The following is a 22,471-nucleotide window of genomic DNA, read 5'->3' on the forward strand; positions in this document are numbered from 1 at the left end:
GCGCTGGAGCTCGACGCCGCGCCCGCGGCCCCGTCGCCGCCCGCGCCGCCCGCGCCGCCCAAACCACCCGCCCCGGCTTGTCCCCCCACGCCGCCCGCGCCGCCCGCGCCGCCCGCGCCAGGGACCCCGCCCATGCCTCCGGATTCGCCGGGACCGCTGCTCCCGCTGCCGCCCGAGGCCTCGTTGACCATGCCCGTCGCGCAAGCCGACGTACACACCACCGCCACGAGGGCGGTCCCCAACCTGTGCCAGCGTCCACGCATCGTTTTCGCCTCGGCGTCTTGTCGTGTCGTGAAAAGCAAGTAAGCGGCGCGGGGGCCGAGCGAACGATCCCTGCGCTGGTCGCCAGCTTGACCATGGCGGCCCCCGGACGTCAACAGCCGGCATGTACTCGGTCTTGCTCGGCCCGACCGTGCAAGGAACCGTACGGGCGGTTTGGCGAGGGGCGCGCAACAATGGGCGGCGATGGCCGAGCCGAATCCGAAGCCGAACCTCCTCGTCCGCCTGCGCGGGAGCTTCGAGCATACGCCGCGAACGCTCCTCTTGCTGTTCCGGTCGGCCAAGCTCGCGACGATCACGCTCTTCGTGCTGACCTTGGCGGCCGCGGTGCTGCCGCTCGGCGTCGCGTACGCGGGCAAGGCGATCGTGGACGCGGTGGCCGCGCATTCCCGCGAGGCGACGCTGCGCTGGGTGCTCGTCGAGCTCGCGCTCGTGGCGGCGCTCGCGCTCGTGCAGCGCGGGATGGGGCTCATCCGCTCGCTCATCGGGGCGCGGCTCGGGCTCGACATCAACGGGGCGATCCTGGAGAAGGCGCTCACGCTGGAGCTGCGGCACTTCGAAGAACCCCAGGTCTACGATCAGCTCACGCGGGCGCGGCGCGAGGCCTCGTCGAGGCCGCTCGCGATGGTGACCGAGACGTTCGGGATCGTGCAGAGCCTGGTGACGCTCGCGGGCTACGGAGCGCTCCTGTTCCGGTGGAGCGGGTTCGCCGTGCTCGCGCTCGCGCTCGCGTCGCTGCCCGGGGCGATCGCGGAGGTGAAGCTCGGCAACCTCGCCTTCCGGCTGCGCAACTGGCGCTCGCCCGAGGCGCGGAAGCTCAACTACCTGGAGTACGTCCTCGCGAACGACGCGCACGCGAAGGAGGTAAAACTCTTCGGGATCGGGCCGCTCCTGCTCGATCGGTACCGCGCGCTCGGCGAGAAGTTCTACCGCGAGGATCGCTCGCTCGCGGTGCAGCGCGCGGGCCTCGGCTGGGGTTTGTCGCTGCTCGGGACGGCCGCGTTTTACGCTTGCTACGCGTCGATGGCGCTCGGCGCGGCGAGCGGCGATCTCACGCTCGGCGACCTCGTGCTCTACGGCATCTCGTTCCGCCAGGGCCAGCAGGCGTTCCAGTCGATCCTGTCGTCGCTCGGCGGCATGTACGAGCACAACCTGTACATGTCGAACCTGTTCTCGTACCTCGCGATCCCCACGAACGACGGGACGATCGCGCCGAAGATCGCGCTCCCCGACGCGGCGAAGCGTGAAGCCGGAGTCGACGAGGTGGGACGCGAGCAGGGCATCCGCTTCGAGGGCGTGAGCTTCCGGTACCCGGGGCAGGAGAAGCTCGCGCTCGCGAAGCTCGATCTGTTCGTGCCGCGCGGGCAGAGCGTGGCGCTCGTGGGGCACAACGGCGCGGGCAAGACGACGCTGATCAAGCTGCTCACGCGGCTCTACGCGCCGACCGAGGGGCGCATCCTGCTCGACGGGAAAGATCTCGCCGCGTGGGATCTCGACGCGCTCCGGCGGCGCATCGGCGTCGTGTTCCAGGACTACAACCGGTATCAGCTCACGGCGCGGGAGAACGTCGGCTTCGGGAGCACGCTGCACATGGAGGACACGGCGCGGCTCTCGCGGGCGATCACGCGCGGCGGGGCCGAGGAGGTGCTCGCGACGCTGCCGAGCGGGCTCGATACGCAGCTCGGGAGGTGGTTCAAGGACGGGACGGAGCTCAGCGGCGGGCAGTGGCAGAAGGTGGCGCTCGCGCGGGCGTTCATGCGCGAAGAGGCCGACGTGCTCGTGCTCGACGAGCCCACGGCGGCGCTCGACGCGGAGGCGGAGCACGCGGTCTTCGAGCGGTTCCGCAAGCTCGCCGAGGGAAGGACGACCTTCGTCGTGTCGCACCGCTTCCCCACGGTGCGCATGGCGGATCGGATCCTCGTCATCGACGGCGGCCGCGTGATCGAGGAAGGGACACACACCGAGCTCGTCGCGAAGGACGGGCGGTACGCGCGGATGTTCGCGCTGCAAGCCGAAGGGTACCGTTAGGGAACCTCGTCGAACCGGGCCGCGCGCGCGACGAACCGGCTATCGCCGCCTCTCCGTGTTCGTTACGATGAGCGGGCACGAGGGGGGAGCGCGCGGCACGCGTGCGAGGAGGTTTCCATGCGAGCGCGAAAAGGGTTTTGGTTGTGCGTGGTGATGGCGGCGGCGGCCCTGGGCGGCTGCGGTGACGAGAGCGGGGATCTCGTCGACGGTCATTTCACGCCGGAGGAATGGGAGGAGATCCAGGCGCTCTCGCCGCTCCCGCCGCTCGAGGCGGACACGACGAACGCCTTCGCGGACAACCCCAAGGCCGCGGCGCTCGGGCAACGGCTCTTCTACGAGAAGGGCTACGCCGGGCCGATCAAGGTCGCGAACGATCTCGGGAACGTCGGCGAGACGGGCAAGGTCTCGTGCGAGAGTTGCCACATCAAGACGGACTGGTTCGTCGACACGCGCTCGAAGCCGGCGAACACGTCGATCGCGATCGACTGGTTCATCCGCAACGCGCCGACGCTGGTGAACGTCGCGACGTACACGGACTGGTTCGGCTGGGTCGGCTACAACGACAACCTCTGGGGCAAGTGCCTCGTCCCGGCCGAGTTCGTCATGGGCACGGATCGCTCGGGCATCGTGCACTTCCTCTACCAGCAGCCGGAGTACCGCGCGGCGTACGACGAGCTCTTCGAGCCGGACCTCGATCCCGCGCTCGATCCGATGCATCCGGACGCTGCGCGTTTCCCGATGATCGCGTCGCCAACCGTCGCGCCCGACGTGTGGATGAGCATGCCGGAGGAGGACCGCGGCGTGATCAACCGCGGCTACGCGAACTTCGGCAAGGCGCTCGCGGCGTACTTGCGGCTGCTCCAGAGCGGCAACGCGCCGTTCGATCGGTACGTGGCCGGAGACGTGTCGGCGATCAGCGAGAGCGCCAAGCGCGGGCTCGGGCTCTTCATGGGGAAGGCGGCGTGCGTCGCGTGCCACGCGGGACCGACGTTCAGCGACAACGACTTCCACGTGACGGGCGTGCCGCAGATCGGCGAGCACGTGCTGCCGCCGGACATGGGCGGCGATCCGGGGCGGTTCCAGGCGCTCGACGTCTACTTCGGCTGGGACTTCAGCACGAAGGGCATCTACAACGACGACCCGAGCATCGACCGCAGCAAGGGCGTGACGAAGGACGCGAAGCTCACGGGCGCGTTCCGCACGAAGGGCCTGCGCTCGGTGGCGAAGACGGGGCCGTTCATGCACACGGGGCACCTCGCGACGCTGCGCGAGGTGGTCGAGTTCTACAACGTGGGCGGCGCCGACAAGGACTTCGCGGGCACGAAGGATCCGCTCATGGTGCCGCTGAACCTCACGCCGCAGGAGATCGACGACATCGTCGCGTTCCTGGAGACGCTGACGGGCGACCCGATCCCCGAGGCGCTGCTCGTCGACACGTCGTTCGGTTCCATGAAGTAAGTCGCTCTAGCGCTTGGGGGCTACGCTCGGACGAGCCGAGCTACGCCCCCAAACCCCCGTCATCGGCCTTCGATCAGGGCCTTCGCCTCGGGATCCCCGGGGCGGTAGCGGAGCCACGCGCGCGCCGCGGCGACGGCCGCCTCGGGTCTGCCCGCGGCGCGCTCCGCGGCGGCGAGGGCTTTCCAGACGATCGGGTGCGGCAAGAGGCGCGCGGCTTCGTGCAGTTTGTCCGCGGCCGCGCGCGGGTCGCCAGATTCGAGAAGGAGACGTCCTTCGAGGTGAAGGAGGCGGGCTCGATCGAAGGGAAACAGGAGCGCGGCGCGCGTGTGGTGGAGCGCGGCGCGCGTGTCGCCCGAGGTCGTCGCGGCGCGCAGCGCCTCGCGGTGGTGGTAGGCCGAGAGGAGCTGCGCGAAGGCCACGAGGGTCCAGGCGAGCGCGCACGCGAGGCCCACACGCGCGAGGTTCCAGGAAACGCGCGAACCGACCCGCGGGCGGAAGGTGCAAGCGAGCACGAGCAGCGCCGCGATCCAGGTCGCCGGCGAGGCCGAGAGCCCGGCACCGAGCGCGAGCAGGGCGAAGGCGATCCACGCGGCGCGGAGCTCGACGCGGGGCAAGGCAGGCGCGAGGCGGAGGCGCTTTCGCGCGAGGAGGAGCGCGAGCGCCGCGGGGAGGAGGCCGAAGGCGAGGACGAGCGCGGCGAGGTCGTCGTGCGGGTGCTCGGGGAAGGTCCAGAACCGCGCGGCGTCGGGGTGCGTGGCGAGGTGCTCGGCTTGCCAGTCGAGGAAGCGCGGGGCGATCGCGTCGGGGCCGACACCGAGAAGCAAAACTTTCCCCCACAGACCTCGCGCATGGACGACGAGGAGGTAGAGGCGCCCCTCGAAGGCGCGGACGAACCCCTCGGAGGCGAGCGCGATCGGGACGAGCGCGAGGCCCGCGAGCGGAGCGGCGAGCGCGGCGCGCGGGACGAGCAGGAGCACCTCGGCGGCGAGCGTGAGGGCTGCGAGGTGCGAGCGGCAGAGGAGGATGGTTGCGGCACCAAGAATGAGCGCGATCGTCGCTTCCATGCGATCGGCGCGCCGCGTGGCGGATGCACGATCGGCCGCGCAAAGCGGAAGCACGAGCAGCAGGAAGGCGGCGAGATGGTTCGGGTTGCCGAAGGTGCCGACGAGCACGGGGTACGGCAGGCGGAAGGCGCCGGTCTCGAAGGGAACGAGGCCGATCGCGCCCGCGAGGGCAAGCGAGCTCGCGGCGAGGACGGCGCGGCGCGCGAGGCGGAAGATGAAGGCGCGCTCCTCGGCGAGTAGCTCCGAGAGTGCGCCAAACACGCTTGGAGCTGAAACGACGGCGAGGATCTCCCACGGAGCAGCGGGCCAGACGAGCAGCAGGAGCAGGCCGAGCGCGAGCACGAGCGCCGCGACGAGCGAAGGCGCGCCCCACGCGCAGAGCGGCAGCGCGAGCGCGAGCACGAGCGTCTTCTGCGGCCGGAGGTCGACGGTCAGCGGCGAGGTCGCGAGCGGCAGGAGGACGAGCAGGACGAACGCGGCCGCGCGTCGAGCGGCGGACCGGGTCAAGGAGTGTCGAGCTGGCGCACGCCGACGAGGCCCGCGCCGCCGCGCTGGGAGAAGTACACGACGAACCTGCCGTCCGGAGACAAACACGGCTGGATGGCGCCGCGATCCCCGGGCCACGCGGGGTTCCAGGGCTCCGCGGTGACGATGGGGTGGCGGCCGGTCGCGGCGTCGACCACGAAGACCTGATCGCCGCGCTGCTCGACGCGTCGATCGCCGACCTTCGAGGGGCACTGATCGGCGAGCGGCGCGGTCGGCGCTTTCCACGAGTCTTCCGGGCCGGAGATGCGCTTCGGCTTGGGGCTGCGCAGATCCCAGCTCATCCAGCCCTCGTACTCGGGGAAGCCGGAGAAGAAGATGACGCCGCCGTCCTTGGCGGCCCGCGTGTGGTAGGCGCCGTGCGCGAGCGCGCGGCGGGCGCGTTTGCCGAGGTCGAGCAGGTAGATGCCCTGGCCCGCGTCGTCGCACTCGTAGGTCGAACAGCCGAAGGCCATCTGATCGTCGGAGAGCCACACCGGGTGGTAGCCGGGTCCCTCGTGGACACGCGTGCGCTTGCCGGTCTCCACGTGCACGACGTCGATCCCGGCCTGGCCGGCCGGCGCAGGCGTGTTGAGGTAGTTCACCTGGTTGGCGATGGCGAGGCGAACGCCGTCGGGCGCCCACGCAACGGTGGGCGTGTCGCCGAAGATGGTCCACTCGAGATCGCCGCGCGCGACGGGCTTCGGCGCCGGGGCCTCGGCCGTGGCCGTGGCCGCGGGCGGCGTGTCGACGACGACGAGCACGGAGCCGGGATCGGCGACGGTCGTGGAGCCGGAAGGCGGAGGCGCGGCGCTGCACGCGGCGGCGAGAAGGGGCGCGAAGAACAGGGCGTGGCGCATCGGGAGGGAGCTTGCGTGAAGCGCGCGCCGGGATCAATCGAAGGGCTCGATCCGCGGGCGGAGGGGACGGCGATGCGGGAAGCGGCGCGGGATGGGAACGGGCTGCATCCGCGACTCGGACAGGAGCGCGAGCGAGGGTCGCGCCTCGCCGGGGAGCCTGCTCGCCTCGGCGCGAAGGACGTGTCCACGCGCCGCGGACGAGTAGCCGAGGACCGTGGCGTCGACGCCGTCCGCGCCGGGATCGAGCTCCATGCGGAAGAACGTGTGCTCGCCGGTGGCGACGTTCTGGATGCGATCGAGCGGGGCATCGCCGAAGGTGCGCGCGGCCGCGACGGTGAGGGACTCGACGCGACAAACCACGGCGAAGCCGGCGCTCGTTCCCTCGAACGCCTTGCAAACGTGGCGGCCCTCGGCCTCCTCTGCGACGGCCGCGAGGAGCGCTTTCGGCCGGAGCGTGGCGGACACGGGACGGCCATCGCCTTGCAGGGAGATCACGGCCTCGCCGCGGAGCGTCTCCAGCGTGCCGCGGTCGGTCGTCTCCCAGGTGATCGGCTGCGCGGGATCGACGGCGAGGGACGCCTCGTTCGAGCCGAGGACACGTTTGTCCCCCTGGACGATCGTGACGAGGTGGCGCGGACGAACCACGGAGACCGTGACCAACGAGCCGGCGCGTTTGCCGAGGAGGACACGCATGCCGTCGAGCAGCGCGGGAGGCTCGGGCGCGGCAGCGGGTGCGGCGGCGGAAGCAGGCGCGGCAGCGGGCGCGGCAGCGGCAGCGGCAGCGGCCTCGGGCGCGGAGGCGGCCTCGGACGCGGGCTCCGCGGAGCCGGACGAGAACAGGAACGCGGCGGCGAGCAGGGGCAGGGCGTACGTCTTCACAGGGTCCTCAGGAAGGCGAGCAGGGCGGCGCGGTCTTCGGTGGTGAGGTGGCTCGTCTGGCCCATGCGATCGAGGTTGTCGTCGAGCAGGGCCTCGAGCGTCGGGTAACGGCCGTCGTGGAAGTAAGGCGCGGAGCCCTCGAGCATGGCGAGCGGCGGCGTGCGGAACGCAGCGCGGGACTCGTCCTTCGCGCGCGAGCCGACGTCGTGCACGACGCGATCACTCGTCCCCTTTTCGAGCCCGTGGCAGCCGTTGCAGCCGAGCTTTTCCGACGTGTAGAGGTCACGCCCGCGCGTGACGAGCGCCTCCTCGCCGGGATCCTTCGTCTCGCGGCGCGGCACGAAGAGCCCCTCGCGGAGGTACTTCGCCAGCGCGGCGAGTTCCTCGGCCGGCAAGCCCGATCCGCCGAGGCGGGTGAGCGTCTCGGCGATGTTGTCCTCGAGCTTCGCGTGCATGCCGTGCCAGCCGTAAGGCCCACGCTCGACGCGGCCCGCGAGCGCCATGGTTTGTCGCGGGCCGTCGCCGAGCCGCCACACGATGCCGTCCTCGCGCCCCTCGGGGTGACAGCTCGCGCAGGCGCGGCCGTCACGCGAGATGCGGCGATCGCCCTCGGCGTGGAAGAGGCTCCGGCCGAGCGCGAGGTCTTCGCGGAGCGGGTCCGTCGAGACGGGAAGCGTGTCCACGGCGCCCGACGCGAGGCTCACGACGGAGAGGTCGTGCGAGCGCTGGTTCCAGACGACCGCGATCGCCGTGCGAGGATCGACGTCGACGCCGGAAGGGCCCTCGCCCACGTGGAAGGCGCGCCGCGGGGCGAGCGCCGGATCGAGCGAGCGCGCGTCGAGCTCGACGAGCTCGCCCGTGCCATGCGAGACGACGAACAGCGCGTCGCCGAGCACCGCCGCGGCGCGGGCTTGCCGTGCGGGAGAGCCTGCCGGCGCGACGGCGCTCGCCGAGAAGGCGTTCGCCGCGATGTTGACGAAGTTCTTCTGCGCGGCGCCGCCGTCCGCGCCGAGCGTGCGCTCGCGCGCCACGTCGAGGACCGCGACGGTCGGGACCGAAGTGTCCTCCTCGATCGAGACGCCGCCATAACCGCCCGCGACGACACGCGTCGTGCTCTCGCCGTTCTGCGCGACGAGGTGCGGGACGAAGAGGCGCGTGCCGCTCTCGTTCAGCACGGCGACATACGCGAGCGACGAGGTCGGGTGCAGCGTGTTCGCTCCGACCATCGTGTCGACGCGGTTTCGGTAGCTGCCGCCGAGCGCGCGCACGGCGCGAACGACGGGCGCTTCGCCCGCATCGCCGCCGTCGAGATCCACGACGGAGAGAGCATCCCCGGCGGCATGCGTGACGAACGCGCGGCGGCCGTCGGGCGTGACGGTGATGCCCCGAGGCTCGCGCGGCAGGCGCAAGGAGAAGCGGGTCGCGAGGGACTCGGCGTCGAGCGCGGTGAGGGCGCGGCCGTACGCAGAGGTGACGAGCAGCGCGCCGCGCGGGCCGACGGCGAGGCTCCAGGGTTCGGCGGGGACGACCGCGCGCGCGGCGACGGTCCCCTCGCCCGCCGCGTCGACATCGAGGACACGCACCTCGTTGCATCCACGCAGGCTCACGGCGACGCGATCCTCGGCGAGGACGAGGACCTCGGCAGGCGCGCAGCCGAGCGGGGTCGTCGCGACCGAACCACTCACGAGATCGACGCGGTGGAGCGCCTCGTTGTCGGCGTCGGCGACATACGCGACGAGGGCGTCGCGATCGAGGGCGACGGCGCCGCTGCGCGCGGGTGCGGCGGCGGCAGCGGCGGGCGCGGCGAGCAAGGTGGCGAAGAGGCCGAACGAGGCCAAGGTGCGGCGAGGCGGGCGCATGGGGTGGGCTCGTAGACGCACAGCCCGTCCGAAAGATTTGTGGACGCGCGCGGGAGGTCGCCTTGACGCGGTCGACCTCGCGTGCCTCGAATGCGCCCGACACGGAGGAGCGAGGGATGCTGAGCCAGGAAGTCGAACCGCTGATGCAGGCTATCGGGGAGGCCGCGGCCGGCCTCCTGTTCCCGAGCGAATCGGACTTCCCGATCGAGGCCTACCGCTTCGGCGAGGAGGAGCCCTCCCCGGCGGCGGTGCTACGGGCGCAAGGCTTGTCCCCGGACACGCAGGTCGAGGAGGTGGCCGTGGCCTCGTTCTTCGAAGGTCTCGTCGAGGGCGACGACGACGGGTCGGCCCGCTTCCGGTCCCTCGTCGACCTGCTCCAGCGCGAGCTCGCGGACCTGCGCGTCTACCGGGTGGGAAAGGTCGACATCGACGCCTTCGTCCTCGGCCGGCACCCGTCGGGCGTATGGCTCGGGGTGACCACGAAGCTGGTCGAGACCTAGTCCCCCTTCTTCGCCTCGATCTCCGCCTGGACGTCCTCGTCCACGGCCGTGAGGAAGTCGTAGCCCGTCCGCTGCTCGATCTCGTCCACGGTCGTCCGGTACTTCTCCCAGCCCTCGTCCTGGATGCCCTCCTTGTTCGGCATGAGGACCGCGATCACCGGCGTCGACTCCGTCACGTCCGCTGGCCCCTCGCGCGGATCGAGCACCACGACGATCTTGAAGAACGTGTCGGGCACCGCGACGCCCTTGCCGATCGTCTTCGTGGGCTTCTTGCCCCGCTTGAGTACGCCGCCCGCCATGACGAAGAGCTGTTTGCCCTGCTTTCTGCCGAGGTCCTCGCAGTGCTCCTCGAGCCGCAGCCAAGGCCCCGCGTTGAGGTCGTGGTACTGCGGCAGGATGTTCGTCATCAGGAAGGTGACCTTGTTGTCCTCGGGCGAGCGGGTCCGCTCCTCCGAGCGCACCATGTGGCCCCGGTCGTAGCCCGACCCCGTGTAGTCGTCGTGCGTGACCCGGTAGAAGCCCGACGGTAGCTCCGGATCCGTCAGGAACTTCCCTTTGTGCCGAGGCGCATCGCCGAACCAGCTCGCGTCGATCTGCCAGCTCACCCAGTTCGCGACATTCTGGTCCGCGTTGTAAGACAGCGCGTACTGGGCCTTGCGCATCAGGTGGTCGTCCGAGGGATCGTCGTCCGTCGGCACGCCGAGCGCGAGGTGGACGCTCGCGTCGGCAGGCTTGCCGCCGGCCCCGCGCGCCGGGCTCCCCTTCGGGCCAGGCGCCGTGGGGGCGCCGGTGCCCGTGGTCGTGGGGCGCGGGCGGCTCTTGCCCTGGTCCGTCCCCGGGGTCAGGTCGTCGAGCCATCGGTCAGCCCTGCACGCATGCAAGAGCGCCCCGGCCCCGCCGACGAGGGCCACGACGAACAAGCCAAGGGCCCCTCCCGTCTTGCGTCGCTTTCTGGATGCAGTCCGGCTCACGTGTTCGTGCCTCGTTTCGTTTGGAACCGCTATATCATGCTCCCAGGGAGCGTTCCGGCCGTCGAGAGAGGAGCCACACGCGCGGCCCCCGAGAACGTATGGGGGTAGCAGAGGTGCGACGGAGCGCGCTAAGGTCGCGCTTGGGTATGAAGCGAGGGACTGCGTCTTGAGACGGATCCCCGGGTACGCCGTCGGCTCGTACTACAAGCTGGGATCTCCCCTGGCCGGGCTGAACGCGAACCCGATGCGCGGGCTCGTCTACCTCGTGACGAACCAGCGCAAGGAGCCGATCCCGAGCTCCATCCAGCACCCACTGCACCCAGGCCGGAACATGATGCGCCTGGAGACGCCGAGCGCCGCCTACGCGTACGTCGCCGACATCCTGGCCGTACACGAGCGCGACGTGCGCACGGCCCTCGGCATCACGAAGCCAAACATCGCGCTCGTGCCGATCCCCGCCGCAAACGTGGTGCGCGGAAACCGCACGACGGACCGATGGCCGAGCCGCGACCTCGCCCTCGAGCTCGAACGTCTCGGCTTCGGGAAGGTGCGCCCCTGCGTGGTGCACAAGGACGCGATGCGCCCGCGCTTCAGCTACGAGGAAGACCCCGCGCAGGAGCTCGCAGCCAACCTGATCACCATCGGCAAGCCGATGCCAAACGAAGCCGTGGTGTACATCGACGACATCGTGACCTCCGGCGATCGCGTGGCCGCCATCGATCAGGCTCTCGGCCAGCCCCCCGCCGCAGGCATCGTGACGACCGCCGTCTCCGAGGAGAAGGCACGCTACGACGCGTACAAGCTCCGCACGTTCGCGCTGGCCTACGACCCGGCGGCGTCGCCGTGGAAGGTCGCGATCCTCTAGGTGGGTGGTGGCGTAGCGCCGGGGTTTCACCCCGGACCCGAGCAGGGGCTGTCCGCCCCTGCACCCGGACCAGGGCAAGCCCTGGACCGCTGGTGCATCGACCGCGGTGCGGTCGATGCAAAGGGGCATCGGGGGCGCTACCTCAGGGTAGGAACATGCGCAGGATCTGGTAGAGCCCCGGGTCGAGCGTGCCGCGAGCGATGACGCTCTCCAAGGATTCGGCGTTCGCGAGCTCCTCGGCGTACTGACCGAGCAGCGGGAACCCCTGCGCGGCAAGCGGCGCGAGGAGCTCCTTCTGGGCGAGCACGCGCTCCATGAGCTCGATCTTGCCGCGTAAGACGTCGCCCCAGAGGTCGCGCGCACGTGGCACCACGCCGAGCCGGCTCGACTCGATGAAAAGGAAGAAGCCACGCTCGCTGCGGAACCACTCCTCGACGTGCTTGACGATGCGCGAGTCCTCGAGCTGCAACGCCTCGCGCGCGGCGAGGATCCCCTGCCGGGTCGGATCGTCGTCCGCAAGGACGGCGAGGCGCGCCTCGATCGCCCCGAGCTCACCCGGGATCTGCACGAGCCGCCGCCGCCAGATCGGCAGCTTCTCCACGAGCACGGGCGCGCCCACGTGCGTGAGCCAGAGGTCCGGCGGCAGGACGCAGCCCATCACGTCGGCAAGCGTCAGCCTCCGCTCGAACTCGGTCACGGCCTGGATGCGCGGACGACCGGGACGCACGAAGAACGTCGTCGCGCGGATGCCAGCCATGCTCTCCAGCACGAGCGCCGTCGGCATGCCGAACTCGAGCCCGATCGGCGCGACGTACTTCTCCGCGGTGTCCTCGTGCGTGAGCGGCGCGGGCGCGCCGTCCTGGAGCATGCGATCGGTGCCGCCGGAGTGCCCGTAGTCGTGCCCGAGGGCCGCGAGGAGGTCCCGCGCGAGCACCCACGCGGGCGTGCCGGCCTCGAGCATCCGGCCAAGCGCGTCGCGGAGCACCGCCGCGATGGCGTCGATGTTCGGATAGACGCGCATGGGCGCGTTCTTCACCTCGTCGGGCAGCGGCACCGTCTCGGGCCACTCGAGCAGGAGGAGGCGAAGGAGCACCTCGTCGTTGTGCAGCGTCCGGTGGAAGGCGTTGTTGATGCCGAGCAGGCGCTCGACGCGGCAGGAGCGGGCCTCGAACACGCGGATCAGCCGCTCCATGGCGTCGAGGTCCATGGTGAAGCGAAAGGCGGCTTCGAGGTCGATGCCCTCTTCGAGGATGCGGCGGCGGAGCACGGGCGAGTGGATGGGCCACGCGTTCGGGCTGATCCGCGTCTCGATGAAGGAGCGGAGCGTGGCCTCGTCGCGGCACGCGCTCGCGCTCAGGGCTTCACCACGGCCTCCGCTCATGGCCGAGCACTGTACCTGGATTTGCTCTCCGTGGGCGAATCCTCGGCAAAGGGGCTTGGGGCGGAGGGCGCCGAACCCACCCCAAGCCCCAGATCCCGTCGACGGGCTCACTCATCGACGGCGTCGCGGATGTTGGCCCCCATCAGCTTCGTGCCGCTCCGCGAGGCGCCGCTCAGCGTGCAACGCCGGAGATCCGCGTCACGCAGGTCGGCGCCGTCGAGCTTGGCCTTCCCGAGGTTCGACCCGGAAAGCAGCCCCGCGCGGAAATTCGCGTTCGTCAGATCGGCGGAGACGAGGTGCGAGCGCGAGAGGTCGGCGCGGCCGGCGATCACGTTCTGCAGGTTCGTGCCCTCGAAGCGGGCCTCGTGCATGCGGGCCTGTCGCAGGTCGGCGCCGTCGAGGATGGCGCCGTCGAGGATGGCGCGGTCGGCCTGGACGCGGCCGAGGTTCGCGCCCTTGAGGTTCGCCCGCAAGAACTTCGCGCCCTCGCAGGTGGCGCGCGTGAGCACGGCGCCGTCGAGGCGCGCGTCCTCGAACGACGAGCCGGCGAGCGAGGCGTTCTCCCAGGTGGAGCCCTTGGCGTCGATCTCGTGGAAGTTCGTGTCGGTGAGGGCCGCGCCCTCGGCGTGGGCTTGATCGAGGCGGGCGCCGAGGAAGCTCGCGCCCTTGCCGTGGGCGTCGACGAGCTTGATCTCGGGCAGGACGGCGCGTTCGAAGACGGCGGCTTCGAGCGAGGCGCCGGTGAAGTCGGCGGAGAGCGCGTCGAGGGCGCGGAAGGTCGCGCCGTCCCAGGTGCCGCGGGCGAAGACGGGCGCGCGTCCGCGGCAGCCGTCGAAGCTCGCGCCGCTGCCGCGGGCGGAGGCGAAGGTGGTTTGCTCGATGGAGGCGCCGTCGAGGCGGGTCTTGGCGAGGCTCGCGCGGGAGAGGTCGGCGGCCTTGAGGTCGGCGCTGCGCAGGTCGGCGCCGTCGAGGTCGGCGTCGACGAGGCGGGTGCCGGAGAGGCGGGCGCCTTCGAGGTTCGCGCCGGAGAGGTTCGCGCCGCCGAGGTCGTGGCCGGAGAGGTTCGCGCCCTTGAGGTCGAGGTTCGACAGGTCGGCGCCGACGACGGAGAGGCCGTGGAGCGGGTTGCGCTCGCCGGCGCGGAGGCGCGCGAGCACGGTGGCGCGGATGCCGGTCTCCTCGGGCGCGGGCGCAGGAGCGGGAGCGGCAGCAGGAGCGGAAGCGGGAGCGGAAGCGGGAGCGGAAGCGGGAGCGGAAGGGGCTTCCGGAGCAGCCGCGGGAGCGGTTCCAAGCACCTGGAGGGGGGCCGGAGGCGCCTGCACCGTTGCAGGAGGCGCAGGGACGACGGGCGGCGGCGCCTGCAACGTCACAAGAGGCGCAGGGACGACGGGCGGGGGCGCTTGCACCATCGGCGGAGGCGCAGGGACGAAGGGAGGAGGCGCCTGCACCGTTGCAGGAGGCGCAGGGACGACGGGAGGCGGCGCCTGCACCGTTACAGGAGGCGCAGGGACGACGGGAGGCGGCGCCTGCACCATCGCAGGAGGCGCAGGGACGACGGGAGGAGGCGCCTGCACCATCGCAGGAGGCGCTTGCACGGCCGGCGGCGGCAGACGCACGCTCCCCGGCGCGCGCTCCCCGGCCTTTTCGAAAGGCGTCGCCGCCGCCGCCCGCTTCGCTTCGAGCTCCGCGAGGTCGATCGCGCGCGTCGCATCTTCGTCGTCATCCCGGCGGACCGGCCGCGGCGGCGGAGGCGGCGGCGCCGGCGGTATGCCCAGCGCGGCGCGGGCCTGCGCGGCGCCCGGCGACGCGCTCAGGAACGGCATCGCCGGGCGCGACGGCGGGTCGGCCAGATCGATCGCCTGCGTGTGCATCAGCGGATCGTCGTCCGGATCGACGCGCGGCCGCAGCGGCGGCGGCGGGGAGTTCGGCGGCAGGACCGTCGGCGCGCCGGCAGGACGCGGCTGAAACGGGAGCACCGCCCGCGAGGCCGATTTTTCGTCCCGGACCGGCAGCGTCGTGAAGATGTCGGCCGACGGAGCCGGCGCCGCCGCGGGCATGATCGGCCCAGGCGCCGGCGCGCGCATCACCTCGGCCGCGTCCGGCCACCGAATCGGGTTGCCCGGCAGCTCCACGTCCGCGAAGGCGCGGAGCTGCGGCACGGTCTCCAGCCGATCGAACGCAAAATTGCCCCGAAAGACGATGGACGCGACGAGCCGATCAGCGTCGATGACGAGGAGATCCGCAGTGAGGTCGATCACGCGCCCCTGCCCCGGCCCGGCCGGGCCGACGAGGAAGGTGCACGCCTTGGCGCGGACGAGCGGGAGCCGCGACTGCACGCGCGGCAGGCTCGGGTGCATGCCGTCGAGGACGATCCACTCCTCGCCGCGGAGGAACTCGATCTGCTGGTCGGGGGGCGCAGGGTTGTACCAGCGGAAGTCGAAGCCGTCGGGGATGTCAGCGACGACGCCGTCGAGCCGCTTGCGGTCGACGTTGCCGAGCAAGCGCCGTCGATGGGGCCAGTACCGCCCGTAGGGTCCAAAGCCCGCGGTGCGCGTGGGGCCCCGGGGATCGAGGAGGTTCGGGAGCGTGGGCGCGCTCGGAGGCACGCCGACGGGGTTGTCGTCGGTGAGGCCGGCGCGCTCATAGATGAGCGGCATGCGGTCGAAAGGCCGCGGCGACTGGGGCGCGTTCGCAGGTCGATCCCCAAAGACGTGGATGGTCTTGTCGAGCAGGCCCCGCTCGCGAAAGATCGCGAGGCGCGCGGAGACCGCAGGGACGGGCCGGCCTCCCGGGGCATACGCGTGGCCGGAGAGGAGGATGCCCGCGGAGGGGAGGTAAGGCGCGGTCTCAGTGGCCTCGAGGACGCTCGAAGCCGGGCTCTTGTCACGGTTGCGCTCCTCGCGGACGAGGTCGATGGCCGTGGTCGGCCAAGCCGTGCGCTCGTGCGTGAGGGAGACGGTGAGCTTGAGGAAGATCGTGGCGCGCAGGACGCCGCCGCTGCGCCAGAGCGTCGAGCCACAAGCAACGGGCTTGAGGGCAGAAACGGGGATCGGGAAAGGTGACGTGGAGGGCACTACCCGCGTTCCTGGTGAAGCGCTTTACGCCGCGCGTGAAAGGACGGTAGCCCCCCGAGGGAGCACAAGGCAAGAGCCTTGTCCCATGGGAGGCGTCTCGCTGGGGCGTTGCCCCAGGCCCCACCGGGGCTATCCGCCCCTGGACCCGGACCAGCGCAAGCGCTGGACCTTTGGTCGATGAACTGCGCGATGCGCAGTTCATCGAACAGGCCGAGCCAAGACCACCAACCACCTTGCCAACCGAAACAGCCGCGCTGCCATTTCGACCAGCAACGCTGTCCTACCGGCTCGTTGGAAGAACTGCGCATCGCGCAGTTCTTCCACCCCGGGTCCAGCGCTTGCGCTGGTTCGGGTCGAGGGGCGAACAGCCCCCGCGGGGTCCGGGGCAGAGCCCCGGCGCGGCGCCGTTGCTAGAGCCGCCCCTTCTTCCGCGCGTCCCGGCGGAACTCCAAACATTGCCACGAGCCTGCTTGGAACTCGCGGCAGGTGCTCGCGCGGTCTGCGTAAATCGAGCAGATGCTCTGGCCTTTGGGGCGTGTGAGGTAGATGCACGCGCCTTCGTGCGTCGTGGGGAATGCCATCATGCCGAAATGGCCTTCGTCCACGCGATTGGCGAGGTCTTGCTTTCCGGCTCGGCGCCAGAGGACGAGGTCGTCTTCTGTCAGGGGGATGTTTCCTGGACCTGCTTCGCAGCAGGCTCCGCAGTGCGTGCAATCGAGGGGCTCGCCGGTGTCGGGATCGACGGGCGCCTCCCGCTCGGTGGCGAGATCCGGATCGAGCGGGAGGTGCGTCTTTTGGTTCATGCCTTCAGGAAGGGGAGGATTTCGCTCATCACGCCGAGCTCGGCGCTCGTGTACTTGTTGTACCCGCCGAACCAGCTCTCGGTCGAGAGCTGGACGAGGCCGTAGCCGCCGTACCCGTCCGTCTCGTAGTCGGAGGGCGCGAGGCCCATCGATTGTAGCACGTTCCCGAGCCACTGGTTGTAGACCAACCCCACGTGCGAGTCGACGAGGTTGTTCCCGTCCGCCTTGGCCGCTGGCTTTTGCAGGTTGCGATAATCGCAATAGTTGCCCGTCGAGAAGAACCCGTCGGCGCTTCCGGCCGTGACCACGCACATCTCGATGGGGTCGTGCGTCACGCAGCCCGACTCCTGGGACCATTGCACGAGGGAATGGTCGAGCACGGAGCCGCCGCTCGCGTCCTGCAAGGCGTCGAGCTTCGACACGAGGTCGAGATACACGTCCTCGAAGAAGCGCCGATGCCCCTGGAAATTGAGCTCGTGCCGCTCGGCGCTCACGTTCGCCTGGTGCGCCACGTCCTGGTGCCAGTCGCCCACGTAATTCGAGAAATGGTCGCCGATGTTCATCGTCACGATGCGGCACGTGTCGCAGGCGAATGCGGCCACGATGACGTCGTTCATGAGCTGCCAGAAGCGCTTCTGCGCCTCCGGGTCGACCGAAAACGACGAGCCCCACTCGTCGATCGACGAGCTCGAAGGCGCCTGGATGTCGCCGCAGGACGCGCTCACGTTGAGCTTGCGATCGAGCTCGTTCACGCGATCCATGTGATCGTCGAGCCGCTGCTTGTCCTTTCCGGAGAGACGGCGACTCCCGTCCCTGAGGCGCTTGTAATCCTCGAGCACGCGGTCGACGATCGGCGGGCGCGTCTCGCCCGGATCCTGCGGGGGCACGAAGATCTTGTTGAAGAGCGCGAGCGAGTCGTTCTCCGGGGTCAGCGTCTGAATGTCGCCCGTCTGGTTGCCGGGGTTCGACCACCCGTGCGACATCCCGCCGCTGCCGACCACGATCGATCGCTCGCGGATCGAGGCGAGATCCGGGTAGAACTTGCTCGACCAGGCGAGGACCTGATCGATCGTCTGCCGCTTCTTCTCCCAGATCGCCTGACCGTCGGCGCCGTTGCCGTCGTTGTCCGCGTAATTGCCGAGATGGCCGCCGCGGTGGTGCGCCAGGTAAAACGTGACGTCGAGCCCGCGCATCACGTTCATCTTCTGCACGAGCGAGCTCGTGAGCTTCGTCGAATCCCCCGCGAGGACCGGCGAGAGCGAGGCCACGCCGTTCGCGACCTCGAGCGCGAGCGCGCCGCGCCGGACGTCGTGCCCTGCGTACGAAACCGTCTGCGTGAGCGTCGCGTCGTTCGGATACATCCGCGGCTGCCAGACGCCGCCGTGCGGAGTCGCGAGCGCCACGAAGCGCTTCGGTCCACCTGCGGCGTATGCCTGGTCCTTGCCGAAGAGCGAGGGGAGGAACGGGATGGCCAGCGTGAACCCCGCCGCGCCTCGGAGCCACATGCGTCGGTTGAGCTTCTTCATATCATTCTCCAGTTTCCGGGCCGCTATTCACGCACCATCAATCCACGAACGAGCGCATGCGGAACGCCTGGCTCCGCGCGATGGATCGGAGCACGTCCGCCATGGGCATGCCCTCATCGAGGGCGAGCTTCACCTCTTCGAGCGCGCAGGCGTCGCGATTGAGATCCTCCAGCCGGCCGAAGGTGAACCGGAAGTATTGCCTGGCGAAACATGCATACGGCTTGGGGCTCGCGGCGATGAGGTTCGTGAGCTCCTGCGCGTTCTTCGCGACCGTCTCGTCGCCGCTCTCCACGCGCGGCACGACCTCCGTGTCCACGCTGGCCGTCGCCACGACCTCGCCCGTGCCGGGATCGAAGAGCGCCTGCTCGGTGCGGACGCGGCCGAGGGAATCGAAGTTTTCCGTCGCGAAGCCGAGCGGATTGATGACGACCTTGTGGCAACCGGCGCACGTGCCTTGCCCCGTGAGCTCCTCGACGACCTGTCGCGTGGACAGGCTCTCGCTGAGCTGCGGCGGGTTCGCCGCGGCGTTCGGCGGCGGCGGCGGGATCTCGTCGCAGAGCAGCGCCTTGCGGATGAACACGCCCTTCATGATGGGCCGCGTATTCGCCGATCCCGTGGCCAGAAAGGCCGCGCGGGTCAGGAGCCCGGCGCGCTCCGGCTCGGTGAACTCCGGCGGCTCGCCGCTCCCGGACCATACCGGCGTGTGATAGAGGCTCGCGAGGTCCTCGGTGCGGGCGAACGATTTGCGGCTCGTGAGCAGGTCGCGGAACGTGCCCGGCTCCTCGAACGTGTAATGAAGCGCCGCGTCCGTGACCTCGGCGAGCATGTGCTCGCGCAGATCGGGCCCCGGCGTATACCCCGCGGTGAACGCGTCGAAGAGCGGCGTGCCGACGCGCGCGTCGAGCTCTTCCAGCGTGGTGTTGTCGAGCCATTGCCCGAAGAGCTCGCCCATGGCCGCTCGGGTGCGCGGGTCCTTGAAGATCCGCTCGACTTCGGCCTCGTAGCCGGCCTCGGTGAGCAGCGCGCCGGTCCGCGCCGCCTCGAAGAGCGGCTCGTCGGGGAGCGTCTGCCAGAAATGGTACGACAGGCGCGAGGCGAGCTCGTAGGCGTCGAGCGGCGCCGTGGGATCGCTGCCCTCCTGGCCATGCTCGACGAAATACATCATGTGCGGCGCATTCAGGAGCAGCGCGACGACGTCGGCATAATCGGCCCCGTCGAAGGGCGAAGCTCCGGCCGGGCCTCGATAGAAGGCCACGTCCTCGTCCGTCACGGGCCTGCGCAGCGCGCGCTCGCCCAAACGGCGGATCATGGCGTCGAGGCAGGCGTCGTCGTTCGCCGGATCCGCGTCCGTGGCGCAGGCGCCCGCGAGCTCCGCGAGCCGCGCCGGCGACGCCGTGAGCGCCTTGCCGATCTCACCGGCCACGCGGTACGCGCCGTCCACGTGCTGCTGCTGCAGGGCCTGATCGAGGCGCGTGAAGCCGGCGTAGTGTTTGTCCGGTCCGACGCGCTGATCGTTCGGGAGCTGGGCGAAGAGCGGCTCGGCCCCGCCGAGGATCTCCCCGGCCGCGGAGGGCACGGCGAATCGCACCAGATCCGACACCGTATTGCGGTATTGCAGGTGGCTCAGCCGCCGCAGCGGCAGCGCTTGCGGCACCGCGTCCGGATCGCATACGAAGGACGTGGGCGTCGATCCGACCTCCCCGTCCAGGGGCTCGCCAATGAGCCCCGTGCAGGCGCCTGTGAGGGCGCCGAGTCCCAGAAGCCATGGCCAGCGTCTTCGCATCATCGAAAAGGACCTCCTGGCAAGAGCGTTCACGAGGCTTTCCCCCGCGCACGAGGGCACCAAGGTATCCGCATCGGCAGGCGCGCGCCAGAGCGTCGAACGGCCGAAAACCGCGCCGCGTCGCGCAAAAACGGTATCGTGTCCTGCCACTGGATCGGAGGCCGCGTCACGGCGCGTCGAGAGACGAGGGCCCTTGACACGCCGCCGCCGCGCGGATCTTCTTTGGCGTGGAGGAATCTCGGATGCGCGATTCGGCAGCGTTCGTGGGCAAATATGGGAAGGCAGCTCTCGCCGCGGCGGCGCTCGTGCTCGTCGCTTGTGGCGGCGATGCCGCGGGAGGCTCGGGCGACACCGCGGGCCAGGGCGGCGCGGGCGGGCAGGGCGGCGGTGGACAGGGCGGCGGCGGGCAGGGAGGACAGGGCGGCGGCGTCGTCGTCGATCCGGATCTCGTGCCCATCTTCGTCGCGCAAGGCATGGTCGGGCGGACGGTCATCTCCTGCGACGACGGAATGACCTGGGTCGGCAACCGCTCCGACGACGACACCTATCCATGCTTCTCCAGCACCACGTACGATTGTGATCACCACCCCGGCGCGGGCCGCGGCATCACGTACGGCAATGGCTTCTTCGTGGCGACGTTCGGCTGGGGCAAACCCGGCTCGATTCGCCGCAGCAAGAACGGCGTCGACTGGGAGAACGTGCTCGAAGGCAAGACGTTCGCGGGGATCGTGTACGGCAATGACGTCTTCCTCGCGGGCGAGCGCCCGCCGCAGGTCTCGGACACGTCCGGCGCGACGTGGACCCCGGGCGGCGACCCGACCTCGGACGTGTGGAACGTGCGCCGCACCGGCTTCGCGCCGCACGACGGCGGCCGCTTCCTGCTCGCGTTCGGCGACAACAGCGGGAACGACATCAACGTGAGCAAGGACAACGGCGCGACCTGGGCGCGCCCGACCACGCTTCCGGCCGCGTGCGCGGGCGACATTCAATGGGCCGGCGGCTTCGCCTACGGCAATGGCGTGCTCGTCGTCCTCGGCGGCACGGGCGTCGCTTGCCGTTCACTCGACGGCGGCGACACCTGGACCGAGTCGAACATCGGCGGCGAGGTGGACGCGCGTCTGATCTGGACCGGCGACGCGTTCGTCACGTGGGGCCGCGACGCGAATTACGCCTCGCAGCGGTACACGAGCACGGACGGCTCCACGTGGACGAAGACGCCGACCGAAGTGCGCAAGAAGAACGACGACGGCACCACGCAGACGAGCCCCGGGCCCATCGTCGGCGCCGTGGCGAGGAGCGACGGGGGCACCTACGTCGCCGTCAGCGGCGGCTGGGAGCAATGGTACGACAAGCAGCGGTTTTTCCGCAGCACGGACGGCGTCACCTGGGACGAGCTCCCGGCGAACGCGTTCACGGGCAGCCACCCGATCCAGTTCATCACCCACGGCATGGGCCTGCGCAGCGCGGTCTGTCCGTGACGCCCTGCCGCCCGGTGTGAATTTCCGGGAGCGCGACATCTGCTCAATTCGAGCAACAGGCGCCCCGATCGCTCCCCTCCCCCCGGTTTTCCCGCCTGAAACGCGCCCTCCACGCGCTGGCACGCCGGTTGCCAATACGAGGCCGCATTCAACGTTCCCCCACCCCTGGGAGGAGAACCTCATGCGTGCTTACCTCGGTTTCGTGTCTTCCATGGCCATCCTCTTTCTCTCGGCGTGCGGCACCGACGATGGGCCGAACGTGACGCCCGATCCCGGGCCGTCGTGCGCAGCGATCCTCGAAACGGAAGGCACGCTCGGCGGCGCCTCGGCGGCGCAGGCCTATTGCGCGGGTGGCATGACGCGCATGCAATCGGGTGACGCGTGGCGCATCTCGGCCGAGTACCAGGTCACGGACGATCCCGCGGACGGCACGCTCAGCGCGCGATTCTGGGGCACGGGCGACGTGGAGGAGGATCAGGCCGTGACGCCGGTCACGGGCATCGTGGAGGTATCCTCCCCCGACGCGCCCAGCGACATCTTGTGTGTCGGGCCAAACAGCACGGTGACGCGTGGATCCGCGCCGGACAAGGCGGCATTCACGCTGCCCTCGCTCACGCGGCTCGGCGCTTGCCCCGGCGGAGCCCCCACGACGGACACGGTCACGGCCTCGCTCCACGGCGACATGACGACGGGTCTCACGACGGAGCTCGAAGGGACGCTCGGCGGCGTGGCGCTCGGCGGCGCGGATGGCCTCTCGTGCGCGGGCAAGGTGTGCGAGGTGGAATTCGAGCTCGCGGGGAAGCGGGGCCTGCTCGAAATGAAGCTCCACGCGCCCGTCGAGGAAGGCTCGTTCGAGACGACCATCGACGAGGCCTATCTCGCTTATCCGTTCGACCAGGCGCGCGTCGCGTTTTTCTGCGGCGGGGCGTCGTCGATCGTGAAGGGCGCGATCCACGGCACGCGTATCGACATCGATTTCATGCTCGCGGCCCCGTCGTCGCTCGGGACCTGCCCGGGAGCGCCGTTCGAGGGCACGCTCTCCGCGCGCGGCGTCGCGCCCTGAAAAGCCCTTGCGTTCAGGCCGCCGCGGGGGCGCGCCGCGCTTCACGCCCCCGCGCCGGCTCCCGCGCCCCTCTGGCCC

Annotated in this window: 17 protein-coding genes; 6 read left to right on the forward strand and 11 right to left on the reverse strand. The window is 70.5% G+C overall.

Annotation, left to right across the window (positions count from 1 at the left end):
• The coding region (locus QHF83_RS35030; protein ID WP_282422373.1) for a hypothetical protein at positions 1 to 263 on the reverse strand (263 nt) is incomplete at its 3' end.
• Between the two features lie 202 nt (positions 264 to 465).
• On the opposite strand from QHF83_RS35030, the gene QHF83_RS35035 reads away from it, so the two are divergent.
• On the forward strand, positions 466 to 2,307 hold the full coding sequence (locus QHF83_RS35035) for an ABC transporter ATP-binding protein (protein WP_282422374.1): 1,842 nt from the start codon (positions 466 to 468) through the stop codon (positions 2,305 to 2,307).
• 117 nt (positions 2,308 to 2,424) lie between these two features.
• Positions 2,425 to 3,765, forward strand: coding sequence for a cytochrome c peroxidase (locus tag QHF83_RS35040; protein WP_282422375.1), 1,341 nt, complete (start codon positions 2,425 to 2,427; stop codon positions 3,763 to 3,765).
• Between the two features lie 59 nt (positions 3,766 to 3,824).
• Here QHF83_RS35040 and QHF83_RS35045 read toward each other — a convergent pair whose 3' ends face one another.
• The 4 genes from QHF83_RS35045 to QHF83_RS35060 are packed head-to-tail and all read right to left on the reverse strand — an operon-like array spanning position 3,825 to position 8,949.
• The gene (locus QHF83_RS35045) at positions 3,825 to 5,336 is read right to left on the reverse strand and encodes a hypothetical protein (protein WP_282422376.1); all 1,512 of its coding nucleotides are present in this window, start codon (positions 5,334 to 5,336) and stop codon (positions 3,825 to 3,827) included.
• Complete coding sequence (locus tag QHF83_RS35050) at positions 5,333 to 6,211, reverse strand: hypothetical protein (protein WP_282422377.1); 879 nt, start codon at positions 6,209 to 6,211, stop codon at positions 5,333 to 5,335. Before QHF83_RS35050 ends, QHF83_RS35045 begins: the two co-directional genes overlap by 4 nt.
• A gap of 33 nt (positions 6,212 to 6,244) precedes the next feature.
• Positions 6,245 to 7,090 carry a hypothetical protein gene (locus tag QHF83_RS35055; RefSeq protein ID WP_282422378.1) on the reverse strand — a complete coding sequence of 282 codons (846 nt, stop codon included), beginning with the start codon at positions 7,088 to 7,090 and terminating at the stop codon, positions 6,245 to 6,247.
• A complete protein-coding gene (locus tag QHF83_RS35060; protein WP_282422379.1) occupies positions 7,087 to 8,949 on the reverse strand; it encodes a hypothetical protein in 1,863 nt (620 codons plus the stop codon). The genes QHF83_RS35055 and QHF83_RS35060 overlap by 4 nt, the downstream gene beginning before the upstream one ends.
• Positions 8,950 to 9,065: 116 nt before the next feature.
• On the opposite strand from QHF83_RS35060, the gene QHF83_RS35065 reads away from it, so the two are divergent.
• A complete protein-coding gene (locus QHF83_RS35065; protein WP_282422380.1) occupies positions 9,066 to 9,449 on the forward strand; it encodes a nuclease A inhibitor family protein in 384 nt (127 codons plus the stop codon).
• On the opposite strand, the gene QHF83_RS35070 is transcribed toward QHF83_RS35065, so the two are convergent.
• A complete protein-coding gene (locus QHF83_RS35070) occupies positions 9,446 to 10,360 on the reverse strand; it encodes a DNA/RNA non-specific endonuclease (protein ID WP_282422420.1) in 915 nt (304 codons plus the stop codon). The genes QHF83_RS35065 and QHF83_RS35070 overlap by 4 nt on opposite strands.
• Positions 10,361 to 10,586: 226 nt before the next feature.
• On the opposite strand from QHF83_RS35070, the gene QHF83_RS35075 reads away from it, so the two are divergent.
• Positions 10,587 to 11,285 (forward strand): hypothetical protein, encoded by a 699-nt coding sequence (locus QHF83_RS35075; RefSeq protein WP_282422381.1) that lies wholly within the window; start codon positions 10,587 to 10,589, stop codon positions 11,283 to 11,285.
• Positions 11,286 to 11,427: 142 nt separating this feature from the next.
• Here QHF83_RS35075 and QHF83_RS35080 read toward each other — a convergent pair whose 3' ends face one another.
• From QHF83_RS35080 to QHF83_RS35100, 5 genes are all read right to left on the reverse strand, one after another.
• Positions 11,428 to 12,666 (reverse strand): hypothetical protein, encoded by a 1,239-nt coding sequence (locus QHF83_RS35080; RefSeq protein WP_282422382.1) that lies wholly within the window; start codon positions 12,664 to 12,666, stop codon positions 11,428 to 11,430.
• A 107-nt stretch (positions 12,667 to 12,773) separates the two neighbouring features.
• A complete protein-coding gene (locus QHF83_RS35085; RefSeq protein ID WP_282422383.1) occupies positions 12,774 to 15,740 on the reverse strand; it encodes a pentapeptide repeat-containing protein in 2,967 nt (988 codons plus the stop codon).
• Between the two features lie 410 nt (positions 15,741 to 16,150).
• Positions 16,151 to 16,543 carry a YkgJ family cysteine cluster protein gene (locus QHF83_RS35090; RefSeq protein WP_282422384.1) on the reverse strand — a complete coding sequence of 131 codons (393 nt, stop codon included), beginning with the start codon at positions 16,541 to 16,543 and terminating at the stop codon, positions 16,151 to 16,153.
• Positions 16,540 to 18,069: a DUF1552 domain-containing protein gene (locus tag QHF83_RS35095; protein ID WP_282422385.1), complete on the reverse strand. Its 1,530-nt coding sequence runs from the start codon at positions 18,067 to 18,069 to the stop codon at positions 16,540 to 16,542. Before QHF83_RS35095 ends, QHF83_RS35090 begins: the two co-directional genes overlap by 4 nt.
• A 37-nt stretch (positions 18,070 to 18,106) precedes the next feature.
• Positions 18,107 to 19,855: a DUF1592 domain-containing protein gene (locus QHF83_RS35100; protein ID WP_282422386.1), complete on the reverse strand. Its 1,749-nt coding sequence runs from the start codon at positions 19,853 to 19,855 to the stop codon at positions 18,107 to 18,109.
• A 239-nt stretch (positions 19,856 to 20,094) separates the two neighbouring features.
• Between QHF83_RS35100 and QHF83_RS35105 the strand changes: the two genes are divergently transcribed.
• Positions 20,095 to 21,330 carry a hypothetical protein gene (locus tag QHF83_RS35105; RefSeq protein ID WP_282422387.1) on the forward strand — a complete coding sequence of 412 codons (1,236 nt, stop codon included), beginning with the start codon at positions 20,095 to 20,097 and terminating at the stop codon, positions 21,328 to 21,330.
• 181 nt (positions 21,331 to 21,511) lie between these two features.
• Complete coding sequence (locus QHF83_RS35110) at positions 21,512 to 22,393, forward strand: hypothetical protein (RefSeq protein WP_282422388.1); 882 nt, start codon at positions 21,512 to 21,514, stop codon at positions 22,391 to 22,393.
• Positions 22,394 to 22,471: the final 78 nt, after the last annotated feature.

Source organism: Polyangium sp. 15x6 (assembly GCF_029960785.1).
Classification (GTDB): domain Bacteria; phylum Myxococcota_A; class Polyangia; order Polyangiales; family Polyangiaceae; genus Polyangium.